The following is a 14,083-nucleotide window of genomic DNA, read 5'->3' as shown; positions in this document are numbered from 1 at the left end:
TTGAGAGAAACGAATAGCGGAAAAGATTAAGAGGTATAAAGATGAAGAAGATATTTTTGATGTTGTTGGCAATGCAGGTTAGCCCCTTTGTTTTAGCCGACGGATTGAATGCGATTAACGATCCTGTGATGAATCCTTGTATTCAAAGACCGGACTTGGCGGGGTGTAGTGGTAATAGTCAGTCAGGAGGGCAGGCGCGTCGGATATATAAAGTGCCGAACCGTTGGGGGGCTATTTACGTAAATCCTGCAAATGCAGCAATAGGTTATTCTGAAAATAATACTGAAGGCTATCGTTCCGCCAATAAAGAAGCTTTGGCAAATTGCATTAAAGCGGGAGGAGGAAAGAACCCTATTGCCAGCGATGGCAAAGGTTGTCGCAGGATGACGGAAGTCCGTAATTCTTGTAGCGCGGTTGCCATTGGAGGCGTTGTTGGCAATGGTGGGGCTGGTGTAAAAAGTGATGATAATTTAGAGAAAGCTGAACAAAAAGCCTTAGCTGCATGTAGTGAATATTCTGATAAATGTGTCATTAAATATTCAGGCTGTTCCCGCCACCCTGATTACCGCTATTGAGTGATTTATTTTTCAGACGACCTCTAAATGCTAAAAGGTCGTCTGAAAACTTATTTTGCAGCGATAGGGTCGAAAGCGATGCTGAGTTATGTGGTAAGGTTTTGAGAGAAACGAATAGCGTGAAAGATTAAGAGGTATAAAGATGAAGAAGATTTTTTTGATATTGATGGCATTGAATAGTTTTACCGCCTTGGGCAACCCTTTGGGAGGGAATCCGACTGACGGTTATTGCCAAACTGTCGATGGCAGCGCGTGCGGTTGGGGAGGCGGCAGTTCGTCTTCTCGACGGGTGTATAGAGTACCGGACCGTTGGGGAGCGATTTATTTTAATCCAGTAAATCGAGCTGTTGGTTATTCTGAAAATAACACTAGAGGTTATCGCTCTGCTAATAAGGAAGCATTGGAAAGTTGTATCAGGGCTGGCGGCGGTGAAAATCCGATTGCCCGTGATGGTAAAGGTTGCCGGTTGACACATGAATATCTTAATACTTGTGCGGCTGTTGCTGTAGGCGGGAAGGAAGAAGGCAAAGGTGGTATAGGGTGGTCTGGTAATGATTATGTAGATAAAGCTGAACAAAATGCGTTAGCCAAATGTAGTAAATATTCTAAAGAATGTGTCATTCGTTATTCAGGCTGTTCCCGCCATCCTGATTACCGTTACTGATTGATTTGTTTTTTCAGACGACCCCTAAATGTTCAGAGGTCGTCTGAAAAGCCTTTCGTTTCCCGTTCCGACAAAAACCTTTTTAAAACCGACCGCGCTTTGATGGGCGGTTTTTTGTTGTCTGTGTTCTGTTTGTTTTCGGTTTCAGACGACCTTGTTTTCTAAACGGCATTGGGGTCGTCTGAAAAATAGGGAAAACAGGGCGGGCGGATGCTGCGGGCAGGGAAGGAATTCAAGTTGTTGGAGGAGGGCGGGGAGTAGGGTAGGGATAGGTGGGCAAAGAAGGACATTCTGTGCATATGGCGGTTAAACGGGGGTGGTGTGTTGCTGAAATGAAAGTAGGCAGGCATTAAAAAAGGTCGTCTGAAAATTTTCAGACGACCTTTTGATTGCATTCAAGCTAGGATTTATTTATCGCGGCTGAATACGATTTTGGTTGCTTGGATGGCTACGCAGATTGCGCCGCCGATGAAGATCAAGTCGGCTGCTGTACGTACCCAGCGCAGGGTGTCGAGGATTTCCATTTGCAGGAATTCTTCGCTACGGGCATACCACAGGCCATGAGTGATGGAAGCGTATGCTTGAATCGCGCCGACAGGCAGCAGGCTGATGGCGATCATGCCGACCAAGCCGCCGTTGAGCAGCCAGAAGCCCCAAGTCATGAGTTTGTCGTCGAAATGTGCGTTTGGTTTCAGGTAGCGGGCAACCAGTAATACGAAGCCCAGTGCCAAGAAGCCGTACACACCGAACAAGGCTGCGTGTGCGTGAACTGCGGTAGTGTTCAGACCTTGGATGTAGAACAGGGAAATCGGCGGGTTAATCAGGAAGCCGAATACGCCGGCACCGATCATGTTCCAGAAGGCAACTGCTACGAAGCACATCAGCGGCCAACGCAGGCGTTTCGCCCATTCGGACAGGTGTTGGTAAGACCAGTGTTCGTAAGCTTCACGACCCAGCAATACCAGCGGTACGACTTCCAATGCGGAGAAGCAGGCACCGATTGCCATAGAGGCGGAGGTAGAGCCGGAGAAGTACAGGTGGTGCAGTGTGCCCGGGATACCGCCCAACATGAAGATGGCGGCGGCAGCCAGAGTGGATGCGGTAGCGGTACTGCGGCGGACGAAGCCCATGTTGTAGAAGATGAAGGCAAAGGCTGCGGTAGCGAATACTTCGAAGAAGCCTTCTACCCACAGGTGAACTACCCACCAGCGCCAGTATTCCATAACGGCAATCGGGGATTTTTCGCCGTAGAACAGACCGGGTGCGTAGAACACGCCGACACCGACCATGGAGGCAACGAAGATTGCCAGCAGGTTTTTGTCCACGCCTTTTTCTTTAAAGGCGGAGATGGTGCAGCGCAACATCAGGAACAGCCACAACAGCAGACCGACCATCAGCAGGAGTTGCCAGAAACGGCCCAAATCGAGGTATTCGTAACCTTGGTGTCCGAACCAGAAGTTGAGATCGGGGCGAATGATGTGGGTCAGGGCGAAGAAGTTACCTGCATAAGAACCGCCGACTACGATGAACAGGGCGATATAGAGGAAGTTTACGCCGGCGCGTTGGAACTTGGGATCTTTGCCGCCGTTAACAATCGGAGCCAAGAACAGACCTGCTGTCAGGAAGCCGGTTGCAATCCAGAAGATGGCGGATTGGATGTGCCAAGTACGGGTCAATGCGTAAGGGAACCAGTCGGACATTTCGAAGCCCAGTGCTTCGTCGATGCCGTAGAAACCTTGACCTTCGACGGTGTAGTGTGCAGTCAGACCGCCCAGCAACACTTGTACCACAAACAGGGCGACTGTCAGGAAGACGTATTTGCCCAATGCTTTTTGGGAAGGAGTCAGCTGTACTTTGGAAATCGGGTCTTCAGTCGGAACTTCTACTTCTTCGTGTTTGGTCAGGAAGGAGTAACCCCACATCAGCAAGCCGATACCCATCAAGAGCAATACAACGCTGGTGAACGACCACATGTAGTTTTCAGTAGTCGGTACGTTGTTGATCAGAGGCTCGTGCGGCCAGTTGTTGGTGTAGGTGAAAGTTTCGTCAGGACGGTTGGTCGAGGCAGACCATGAAGTCCAGAAGAAGAAGTTGAACAGTTTTTCACGCGCTTCTTTACTTGGCAATGTGTTGTTTTTCATTGCGAAGTGTTCGCGGGTCGTCTGAAGGGCGGGATCGTCGCTGTATACGCCGTGGTAGTAAGGCAGGATGCTCTCAATGGCTTTGACACGGGTATCGCTGATAACGACGCTGCCGTCTTCTTTAATACGGCTTTGGTTGCGGTATTCGTCGGCAAGGCGGGTTTTCAGTACGGCTTGTTCTTCAGGAGAAACTTCGTTGAATTTTTTGCCGTAAGTCTCTTGCGCAGTCAAATCCAACCATGCGACAAGCTCGCGGTGCAGCCAGTCGGCTGTCCAGTCGGGAGCTTGGTATGCGCCGTGTCCCAATACGGAACCGACTTCCATACCGCCGGTGGTTTGCCAGGCTGATTGACCTGCCAAAATATCGTCTTTAGTCATCAGCTGCGTGCCTGATGCCGAAACGACTTTCTCAGGGTAAGGCGGGGCTTTTTTATAAACCTCGCTGCCCATGTAACCAAGAATGGTAAAGCAGACTGCCAGGACGGCAAACAGCAAGTACCATAGCTTCTTGTACTGTCCCATTTCAGAACTCCTTATTTTGGTAAAAAGTGGTTGCTTATAAATTCATACTATATGAATGTTAAAGATTGTAGCACTCTTTTCAGGCAAAAGAAATATTCTCTTAACAACAATCTTTAAAAAACAGATATATAGTCAATAATAATTCTTATTATCAAAAATACGATGGCATTTTTGTAAAGAATTGGATAAAACATGTGAACAATAATAGACGATTTGATGTAGTTTTATCTAGTTATTAAGTAGTAAAACAGGTAGTAAAAGTTCATCTTTGATGAATTAATTGATTTAAGTCAAGATATAGCGGTAAAACCACCTACATAATCCTACAAAAGTTCACAAGAGATGCCTTTCAGACGACCCGGAATAAGGCGGTTTGAAAGAGCCGAAAGCGGTATGCCGCGGACGACAAAGGTTGAAAAAATATACCCTGACCTTCTTAAAATAGTTATTAAAGGAAATGACAACTATGAAACGCCAAGCTTTAGCTGCAATCATTGCTTCAGTTTTTGCTTTAGCCGCCTGTGGTGAGCAAGCTGCCCAAAAACCTGCCGAGCAAACCGCTTCCGCTTCCGCTCCTGCAGCTTCCGAGGCTCCTGCTTCCGGTGCTCAAGCTGCTGCCGAAACCCCCGCTGCCGAGCTGCCTGTTATCGACGCGGTAACTACCCACGCTCCTGAAGTTCCGCCTGCCATCGACCGCGACCATCCTGCACGTGTCCGCGTGAAAATGGAAACCGTCGAAAAAACCATGAAAATGGACGATGGCGTGGAATACCACTATTGGACATTTAACGGCGACGTTCCGGGCCGCATGATCCGCGTACGCGAAGGCGATACCGTAGAAGTCGAATTCTCTAACAACCCGTCTTCTACCGTACCGCACAACGTTGACTTCCACGCTGCTACCGGTCAAGGCGGTGGTGCAGAAGCCAGCTTCACTGCTCCGGGCCGTACTTCTACATTCAGCTTCAAAGCCCTGCAACCCGGTCTGTATATCTACCACTGTGCCGTTGCCCCTGTCGGTATGCACATTGCCAACGGTATGTACGGTCTGATCTTGGTTGAACCTAAAGAAGGTCTGCCTAAAGTGGACAAAGAGTTCTACATCGTACAAGGCGACTTCTACACCAAAGGTAAAAAAGGTGCGCAAGGCCTGCAACCGTTCGATATGGACAAAGCCATCGCCGAACAACCTGAATACGTTGTATTTAACGGTCACGTAGGCGCTATCGCCGGCGACAACGCCCTGAAAGCCAAAGCAGGCGAAACCGTCCGTATGTACGTTGGTAACGGTGGTCCGAACCTCGTTTCCTCCTTCCACGTTATCGGTGAGATCTTCGACAAAGTTTACGTAGAAGGCGGCAAACTGATCAACGAAAACGTACAAAGCACCCTGATTCCTGCCGGTGGTGCAGCGATTATCGAATTTAAAGCCGACATCCCGGGCAGCTACACTGTGGTTGACCACTCTCTCTTCCGTGCGTTCAACAAAGGTGCTTTGGGTCAATTGAAAGTAGAGGGCGCAGAGAACCCTGAAATCATGACCAAAAAACTGGAAGACAAAGCCTATGCAGGTAGCGGTGCGGCTTCAGCCCCTGCCGCTTCAGCTCCGGCTGCCCCTGCATCTTCCGCAGCAGCGCCTGCTTCCGCAGCATCTGCAGGTAAAGGCGGCTACTAATCCAGTCATCTCGGCGTAGAGACAGAAAAAAGCCACTGCTGTTCCGGCTGATGCAAGGACAACAGTGGCTTTCTTCCACAACCAATCGAAAGATTGGTTTTTCAGACGACCTATCAAGTATCGAAGGTCGTCTGAAAAACCAGTTTCAAGTATAGTGGATTAAATTTAAATCAGGACAAGGCGACGAAGCCGCAGACAGCACAGATAGTACGGAACCGATTCACTTGGTGCTTCAGCACCTTAGAGAATCGTTCTCTTTGAACTAAGGCGAGGCAACGTCGTACTGGTTTAAAGTTAATCCACTATATGCACGAACCGACAAGCCCAAAGCACAATAATCAGACGGCTTTTAAGGATTTTTATCCGGTTTCGCTATATAATCAGAGCCTAATACTCCGTATTCAGATGAGAAAGCCCGTTATGAAACTCATACCACTCCTCGCCTTCTTTACCCTTGTCGCAAGCGGCAGTGCAGCGGCAGCCGAAATGGCAAAAGTTGAAGGTGGCAGCTATCGCCCGCTCTATCTGAAGAAAGAAACAAACCTCATTAAAGTCAAACCCTTCCAAATCGACAAATATCCCGTTACCAATGCCGAATTTGCAGAGTTTGTCAAAAAACACCCGCAGTGGCAAAAAGGCAAAGTCAGCTCCAAACAAGCCGAGCCTGCCTACCTCAAACACTGGGTTAAAACCGGCAGCAACAGCTACGCGCCCAAACCCAACGAACTGAAACATCCGGTAACCAACGTATCTTGGTTTGCCGCCAATGCCTACTGTACTGCGCAAGGCAAACGCCTGCCGACCATAGACCAATGGGAATTTGCCGGACTTGCCTCTGCCACACAGAAAAACGGTTCTGCCGAACCGGGCTACAACCGTACCATTCTTGACTGGTATGCAGACGGCGGCAGAAACGGCTTGCGCGATGTCGGCAAAAGCAAACCCAACTACTGGGGCATTTACGATATGCACGGCTTGATTTGGGAATGGACGGAAGACTTCAACAGCAGCCTGCTCTCGTCTGGCAATGCCGATACGCAAATGTTTTGCAGCGGCGCATCCGTAGGCTCCAGCGACCCATCGAATTACGCCGCCTTCCTGCGCTACGGCATACGCACCAGCCTGCAATCCAAATACGTCCTGCACAACCTAGGCTTCCGCTGCGCCTCGAAATAACCAGTTTCATCACCAAAGCAGCTTTGGCGGTACTGAAAGGTATCGCCTTTTTTTTGCCGATATAAAAGGTCGTCTGAAAACATTCCGTTTCTCCGAAACCGTGTTTTCAGACGACCTTTTTAGATGATTGGGTTCTATTGATCTGAATGGGTTGCGTACATTCTATAGTGGATTAACTTTAAACCAGTACGGCGTTGCCTCGCCTTGCCGTACTATCTGTACTGTCTGCGGCTTCGTCGCCTTGTCCTGATTTAAATTTAATCCACTATATAAACCTTGCTTATCATTTTCTTCAGATGATTCAAATCAAATATTAATTACATATAATTAATAATATTGTAATAATACTATACAATATAACTAATTCTAAGTAATTAAATATAACTATTTGGGATTAGTTAGTATTGTTAAAAATTCAAATTTGGAGAATGAAAAGATGAAACTAAACTTATCCGTCAAACCGCTGTGTTTGGTGTTGTCCCTTGTTTTTGCAAATGTTTGTGTTGCTGAAGGTATTGCGACAGGAGCGATGCACAAAAACGGTTCTGCCGCATTGGGCAAAGAATCGAAGGCGGGGGAGAATGCGACTGCGTTGGGCGATAAAGCAGCTGCGGCGGGTTATAAGTCTGTTGCTGCCGGCTATGATTCAAGCGCTTCGGGTTTGAGCGCGTCGGCATTTGGCAGCGAGGCTAAGGCGGAAGCATTGCGGACGGTTGCCGTCGGTTTCAGGGCGAATGCAAAAGGAACCAACGATATTGCCGTCGGCGGCGCATCGAAGGCTTCCGGTGGGCAGTCGGTGGCGGTCGGTTTGATGTCGCAGGCAACGGGTTTGCGTTCTATCGCGGTCGGCGAAAGCGCGAAGGCTGGCGACATTGATGCGGTTGCGTTTGGACGCGGCAGCGAAGCCAATGCACTCAGTTCCACTGCTGTCGGGGATAGGGCAAAAGCCAACGGTACGCAGGCGGTTGCGCTGGCATCTGCTGCCGAGGCAAACGGTTATCAGGCGGTTGCAGTCGGTACGCGCGCGGTTGCCGAAGAAACCAACAGCGTGGCATTGGGCGTGGAATCTTCGTCCACCGCACTCAACGGTCTTGCCGCAGGCACGCGCGCACGGGTACGGAAATCCGGCGGAACGGCTTTGGGCGCAGGTGCTTCCGCATTTGAGGAAAAATCCGCTGCTTTGGGCTACAAAGCAGAAGCGCGTCAGCAAAACTCCGTGGCACTCGGTACGGACAGCGTTGCCGATACTGCGGCAGGCGTTGCAGGTCATGATTTTGCTACCGGCGCGGCAAGTACGGAAACAGGCAAAACATGGGTATCGACTTTAGGCGCGGTATCTGTCGGCAGCGAACAAAACAGCCGCCAGATTACCAATGTTGCTGCGGGTAAGGAGGATACGGACGCGGTCAACGTTGCCCAAGTGAAGAGCCTTGCCCGCCAAACCCAAAACAGCTTTGCCGCAGCCGAGAGCAATCATCAAACCCAAATCGCCACTTTGCGCAACGAAGCCAAAGTCCGTATGGACAAACTTGAAGAGCGCGCCGATTCAGGCTCCGCCGCTGCAATCGCGGTCGGCAGCCTCGGACAGGCATATCAGCCGGGACAAGGCGCGGTTTCCGTCGCAAGCGGTATCTGGCGAGGTAAAAGCGGCTACGCCGTAGGTATTTCCAAAGTATCCGCCAGCGGTAAATGGCTGGTTAAAGGCTCGGCAGTCGGCGCGGCGAAAGGCGGTGCGGGCGGCGGCGCCAGCGTAACCTACCTCTGGTAATCGTTGTTAGGCGTATCGCCAAAAGGTCGTCTGAAAACATTCCGTTTCGTCGAAATCGTGTTTTTCAGACGACCTCGTTCTTGATAATTCCATATTTGTCCCAATTATGTCGAAGTTATTAATTTCGACAGAACAAAATGAATCCCAAATACGCTCCGCTGTTCCAATCTTTCACACTCAACAATGGCGTAACCGTCAAAAACCGCCTCGCCGTTGCGCCCATGACCCATTTCGGCTCGCACGCCGACGGTTTAATCAGCGACCAAGAGCGCGCGTTTCTCGGCAACCGCGCAGGCGATATGGGGCTCTTTATCTCCGCCGCCACTTTGGTTCAAGAAGGCGGCAAAGCCTTTCGCGGACAGCCCGAAGCTACGGGCGAAAACTGCCTCGACAGCCTGAAAGAAACCGCCCGAATCATTCAAAAACAAGGCGCGAAAGCGATTTTGCAAATCCATCACGGCGGCTCCCAAGCGATGGTAGAACTCAACCGTCGCGACAAAATCAGTGCGTCCGCCAGCGAAAAGGATGGAGCGCGTGAAGCGAGTGCTGCAGAAGTGGAAGAACTCATCGCCTCCTTCGCCCAAGCTGCCGATTTGGCACTTCGCGCAGGCTTTGACGGCGTGGAAATCCACGGCGCGAACGGCTATTTAATCCAACAGTTTTACTCCGCCCAAAGCAACCGCCGCAACGACCAATGGGGTGGCAGCTTGGAAAACAGAATGCACTTCCCGCTCGCCGTCGTCGATGCCGTTGCCGCCGTCCGTGAAAAACACCAGCGCAACGATTTCATCATCGGTTACCGTTTCTCGCCCGAAGAAGCAGGCGAAGATGGGCTGACCATGGCTGAAACGGGCGCGTTGATTGACGCCTTGGTGCAAAAGCCGTTGCAATACCTGCACGTTTCCTTGTGGGAATTCGACAAGAAAATCCGACGCGGCGGCGATACGGCGCAAACCCGTATGCAGTTTATCCACGACCGCATCAACGGCAAGCTGCCTCTTATCGGCGTGGGCAACCTGTTTACCGCCGACGATATTCTGGCGGCGTTTGAAACCGGCTGGGCGGAATTTATCGCATTGGGCAAAACCGTCATGATCAATCCGCACATCGCCACACAAATCAGCGAAGGCCGCGAAGCCGAAATCGAAACGCAACTCGACCCGATGCGCGCCGACCATTACGGCTTGCCCGACATCCTGTGGGAATTTTCCGCCAGCGGTACGCAATCTTGGTTGCCGCCGGTAAAAGGTGCGGACTGGAAGCCGGTGGATGCTTGATGGACTGTAACGACAGCTTAAAACGGTAAAATTCATGTTTGCTGTTTGATGAGGTCGTCTGAAAAGGTTTCGTCATACGCATAACCTTTTCGCTATGACTGAGAGGTCGTCTGAAAAATCAAATACGAGATTTCAGACGACCTTTTTATTGTTTAGCTTCAAGGCAAAGACGGTTGGTGATTCCAGTCGGCTCTGTGCTGTGAATGAAAATGGATTATCGAGCGAGGGGAACTATAATGGATTAAATTTAAATCAGGACAAGGCGACGAAGCCGCAGACAGTACAAATAGTACGGAACCGATTCACTTGGTGCTTCAGCACCTTAGAGAATCGTTCTCTTTGAGCTAAGGCGAGGCAACGCCGTACTGGTTTAAATTTAATCCACTATAAACAATCATGGTCTTGCCGTTGTTTAGCCTATGGGTCGTCTGAAACGGAAAATGTCGGCTTTTTGAAGAGCCGTATTTATTAAGCCAATGCGCGTGATGAAATGGTTTGGCGATGCGTAGTTTTCAATGTGTTGTTATATGTCATATATTATTTCAATTTAAATCAGTTGCTTGAAAAAATAGGGAGATTTTTTTAACTTGCAGTTTGAGTACTTTGTCATATATATGGTTTAATTCATGCTTTGAGTTGTAATGCTGTTGTTTATAATCACTTGAAAATGTACTGTTATTTATAATATAACCAAATTATTGATTTTTATATTTTTTGACTTTGTGGGCAATGATGCAGATTGTCTTTGGCAGGGTTGGTGTAAGGAGTAAAAAATGCATGTTGTCGTTCTTCCATCGTGGTATCCGAAATCTGAAACCGATGTGGACGGGATTTTCTTCCGTTTGCAGGCGCAGGCTTTGCAGCGCAAGGGTTTGAAAGTAGGGGTCATTGCGCCTTTGTTCCGTTCTTTGCGGACCGAATGGAAAAGTATTCTGACCGGACCTTACGGAATGCGCCATCACAATCAGGGCGGTTTGAATACTTATGTTTACGACAGCATGTATTTTTTCCCGCATTGCCCCGTCGTCGATATCGACCGTATCCGTTGGGTAAGGGCGGGCATGAAGGCTTTTAAGCGGTATGTGGCGGAAAACGGCAAGCCTGATGTCCTCCATGCGCATACGATGAATTTTGGCGGCGTTTTGGCGTATGAAATCTCAAAAAAATACGGTATTCCTTATGTGATTACCGAACACAGCAGCGCAATCGCCCGCAATCTCGTCCGCCCAAACCAATGGCCGATCATGAAAGAATCCGCACAGCATTGTCAGGAACGCTTTGCGGTCAGCAAGGATTTTTGTGCGTTGCTGCGCGAGAAATACGGATTGGACTGGGAATATCTGCCAAATATTTTGGGCGATAACTTTGCGCGTCCGTTCGAGCCTTTCGATAAGTCCCATCAGGATTTCACGTTTTGTTCCGTCTCCCATCTGCGTCATCTGAAAGGGCATGATTTATTGCTCCCTGCCTTTGCCAAAGCTTTGGAGAAATACCCCTTCCTTAAACTCAAAATCGGCGGCAATGGCGTGGAAGCAGCGAATCTGCGCCGTTTGGTTGATGAGTTGGGCATCGGTCATGCCGTCACCTTTTTGGGTGCTTTGAAAACGGAAGAGGTCTTGGATTTGATGCGCCATAGCAATGCTTTTGTACTCGCCAGCCGTGTGGAAACGTTCGGCGTGGTGTTTATCGAAGCACTGTCACAAGGCTTGCCGGTCATTGCGACAATGTGCGGCGGACCTCAGTCGATAGTTAATGAAAATAATGGTTATCTGATTCCGACTGAAAATATAGAAGCATTGAGCGAGGCACTGATTCGGATGTATGAAGAACGCGAGAAATTTTCGGCGGAAAAATTGCGTGCGGATTGTTTGAACGAGTTTGGCGAAGATGCCGTGGTTGGAAGGCTGATTCAAGCGTTTGAAAAAGTGACCGGCAAATCGGCGGAAGCGTGAATCAATCACGGTATGTGAAAGAAGGGGCTTGCGGTCAGGCTTAAAGTCTGGTGCAAGCCTTTATTGTTTGCGGATATGGGTTCTTTGTGATTAGAATTCCCTTTTTTGACGATATAGTGGATTAAATTTAAATCAGGACAAGGCGACGAAGCCGCAGACAGTACAGATAGTACGGAACCGATTCACTTGGTGCTTCAGCACCTTAGAGAATCGTTCTCTTTGAGCTAAGGCGAGGCAACGCTGTACTGGTTTAAAGTTAATCCACTATAAATTCAAATTTTGGGCAGGCAAAACAAGATTTATGCCGCTTTAAATACGCAAATATTAAGGAATTCCCAATGAAAATCAAACTTTCAGCATTCGTCTTGTCACTTGCCGTTTGTACGCATGCCCATGCGCTGACTACGCGTCCGGTCGAGCATACTTGCCCGATAGGCGGCGAAAAATTCACATCGGTTATGGTAATGTCGGGCTTTTCGATCGATATGAAGACTGATTTGGAGCCGGTAGGTATGGTTATGGCGCCAGCCCCCATTCCGGTTTGTCCGAGCAATAAGTTTGTCATGTTTAAGGACGACTTTACGCAACAAGAATTGGATAAGTATGAAAAAGTTATCCGAAGCGAGGCTTATCTCAAGCAGGTGGCTGAAAAGGCTTCCGCGCAAAGGTTGGCGGGGGTGATGTTGGAGTTGGCAGGCGAAAATCAAAACGCAGAACAAATGATGTCGATATTTTTGCATGCCAGCTGGCTGGGCGGTCATCAGCAAGATCTGGAGAAAGTCCTGCATTACGCCGATTTGACTTTGAAAGATGACAGCCTGCCGGCTGAAAAACGTGTGAATACCAAGCTTGTGCGCGGAGAAATGTTGCGCAAACTGAGCCGGTTTGATGAGGCGAAAAAGCAGTTTGAAGAATTGACAAAAGAGCCGATGGTTAAAGCTTCCGAGTATTTGCAAAAACTGACGGAGCTGGAGTTGGAACTGACGGCGGAAAAAGACACCTATTCGCATCCGGTAAGGCAAACCTTGAGTTTGCGCGGCAAAATAAAAGACGAATAACCGTCATCGTAAGATTGGGGCACGTTGCTTTGCGTTGAATGTATAGTGGATTAACTTTAAACCAGGACGGCGTTACCTCGCCTTAGCTCAAAGAGAACGATTCTCTAAGGTGCTGAAGCACCAAGTGAATCGGTTCCGTACTATCTGTACTGTCTGCGGCTTTGTCGCCTTGTCCTGATTTAAATTTAATCCACTATATTTGACCGCCATATACGGCAAAAAGGTCGTCTGAAACCTGATTTGGGGTTTCAGACGACCTTTTACTTTAGGGCTTACAGTTTATTTTGCTGCGGAAGCACCGGAGTTGGCTGCGGAGGCTGCTGTGGCACTTGCTGCCGAAGCGGTAGAAGCGGCTTCGGCTTTCGCACCGGCTGCTGCGTTTTCACCCCAGGCGGCAGGGTATTTGTAACCTGCGAAGCGTTGGCGCGCGTAGGCTTTGAACTCGTCGGAGTTGTAGGCTTCGGTTACGTCTTTGAGCCATTGGCTGTCTTTGTCGGCGGTTTTGACGGCTGCCCAGTTGACGTAGGCGAAGCTCGGTTCTTGGAACAGGGATTCGGTCAGCTTCATGCCGCTGCTCATGGCGTAGTTGCCGTTAACAACGGCGAAATCGACGTCGGCGCGGCTGCGCGGCAGTTGTGCGGCTTCAAGTTCTACGATTTTGATGTTTTTCAGGTTTTCGGCGATGTCGGCTTTGGAAGCGGTCAGCGGATTCACACCGTCTTTCAACTTAACCCAGCCCAATTCGTTCAACATTACCAGCGCGCGGGCGAAGTTGGACGGGTCGTTAGGCGCGGAAACGCTGCTGCCGTCTTTGACTTCGTCCAGCGATTTCAGTTTGCCCGGATACAGACCTAAAGGCGCAGTCGGCACTTGGAAGACTTCGGTGATGTCTAATTTGTGTTCTTTTTTGAAGTCGTCCAAATAAGGCTTGTGTTGGAAAATATTGATGTCCAGCTCGCCTTCTGCCAAAGCGAGGTTGGGGCGGACGTAGTCGGTGAATTCGACCAATTTGACGGTATAACCTTTTTTCTCCAGCGCAGGTTTGATTTGGTCTTTGACCATGTCGCCGAAGTCGCCGACGGTCGTGCCGAAGACGATTTCTTTTTTCGCGCCATTGTCGGCGGCAGGCGATGCGGCGGATGCTGCAGGTGTGCCGTCTTTTTGGCCGCCGCAGGCTGCGAGTACTACGGCGAGCGCGGCGGCGGAAAGGGTTTTGAATAAGGTGTTTGTCTGCATGTTTTACTCCTGGTAAGTGTTAAGTCGATTTTTCAGACG

11 protein-coding genes and 1 pseudogene are annotated in these 14,083 nt (G+C 49.4%); 9 read left to right on the top strand and 3 right to left on the bottom strand.

Annotated elements, in window-relative coordinates; all coding sequences use genetic code 11:
* The first annotated feature begins 41 nt into the window (after window positions 1-41).
* Window positions 42-575, top strand: a complete 534-nt coding sequence (locus DBZ16_RS04675) for a DUF4189 domain-containing protein (RefSeq protein ID WP_107813145.1) — start codon at window positions 42-44, stop codon at window positions 573-575.
* Window positions 576-717: 142 nt separating this feature from the next.
* Entirely contained in the window at window positions 718-1,239 is a 522-nt protein-coding gene (locus tag DBZ16_RS04670) for a DUF4189 domain-containing protein (RefSeq protein ID WP_107813144.1), read from the top strand.
* Between the two features lie 161 nt (window positions 1,240-1,400).
* Here DBZ16_RS04670 and DBZ16_RS04665 read toward each other — a convergent pair whose 3' ends face one another.
* Together DBZ16_RS04665 and DBZ16_RS04660 are read right to left on the bottom strand one after the other, a co-directional pair.
* Window positions 1,401-1,589, bottom strand: coding sequence for a hypothetical protein (locus DBZ16_RS04665; protein ID WP_240600235.1), 189 nt, complete (start codon window positions 1,587-1,589; stop codon window positions 1,401-1,403).
* Window positions 1,590-1,646: 57 nt separating this feature from the next.
* Window positions 1,647-3,902, bottom strand: coding sequence for a nitric-oxide reductase large subunit (locus tag DBZ16_RS04660; RefSeq protein ID WP_107813142.1), 2,256 nt, complete (start codon window positions 3,900-3,902; stop codon window positions 1,647-1,649).
* Between the two features lie 466 nt (window positions 3,903-4,368).
* On the opposite strand from DBZ16_RS04660, the gene nirK reads away from it, so the two are divergent.
* The 7 genes and pseudogenes from nirK to DBZ16_RS04625 all read left to right on the top strand — a co-directional run bounded on the left by nirK (window position 4,369) and on the right by DBZ16_RS04625 (window position 12,808).
* Window positions 4,369-5,577 (top strand): copper-containing nitrite reductase, encoded by a 1,209-nt coding sequence (nirK, locus tag DBZ16_RS04655; RefSeq protein ID WP_107813141.1) that lies wholly within the window; start codon window positions 4,369-4,371, stop codon window positions 5,575-5,577.
* A 420-nt stretch (window positions 5,578-5,997) separates the two neighbouring features.
* Window positions 5,998-6,753 (top strand): formylglycine-generating enzyme family protein, encoded by a 756-nt coding sequence (locus DBZ16_RS04650; RefSeq protein ID WP_040668451.1) that lies wholly within the window; start codon window positions 5,998-6,000, stop codon window positions 6,751-6,753.
* A 436-nt stretch (window positions 6,754-7,189) separates the two neighbouring features.
* Window positions 7,190-8,521: a YadA family autotransporter adhesin gene (locus tag DBZ16_RS04645; protein ID WP_107813140.1), complete on the top strand. Its 1,332-nt coding sequence runs from the start codon at window positions 7,190-7,192 to the stop codon at window positions 8,519-8,521.
* A gap of 137 nt (window positions 8,522-8,658) precedes the next feature.
* A complete protein-coding gene (locus DBZ16_RS04640; protein ID WP_107813139.1) occupies window positions 8,659-9,798 on the top strand; it encodes an NADH-dependent flavin oxidoreductase in 1,140 nt (379 codons plus the stop codon).
* A 773-nt stretch (window positions 9,799-10,571) separates the two neighbouring features.
* A complete protein-coding gene (locus DBZ16_RS04635) occupies window positions 10,572-11,750 on the top strand; it encodes a glycosyltransferase (protein WP_107813138.1) in 1,179 nt (392 codons plus the stop codon).
* A gap of 109 nt (window positions 11,751-11,859) precedes the next feature.
* Window positions 11,860-11,925: pseudogene (locus DBZ16_RS16685) on the top strand (transposase); the annotation flags it as partial.
* Window positions 11,926-12,088: 163 nt separating this feature from the next.
* A complete protein-coding gene (locus DBZ16_RS04625) occupies window positions 12,089-12,808 on the top strand; it encodes a hypothetical protein (protein WP_107813137.1) in 720 nt (239 codons plus the stop codon).
* 279 nt (window positions 12,809-13,087) lie between these two features.
* Here the strand turns inward: DBZ16_RS04625 and DBZ16_RS04620 are convergent, their stop codons facing one another.
* Entirely contained in the window at window positions 13,088-14,044 is a 957-nt protein-coding gene (locus DBZ16_RS04620) for a MetQ/NlpA family ABC transporter substrate-binding protein (RefSeq protein ID WP_107813136.1), read from the bottom strand.
* Window positions 14,045-14,083 lie beyond the last annotated feature (39 nt).

Source organism: Neisseria sicca, from assembly GCF_003044565.1.
GTDB lineage: Bacteria > Pseudomonadota > Gammaproteobacteria > Burkholderiales > Neisseriaceae > Neisseria > Neisseria sicca_A.
This window is presented reverse-complemented; position numbering and strand designations above follow the sequence as displayed.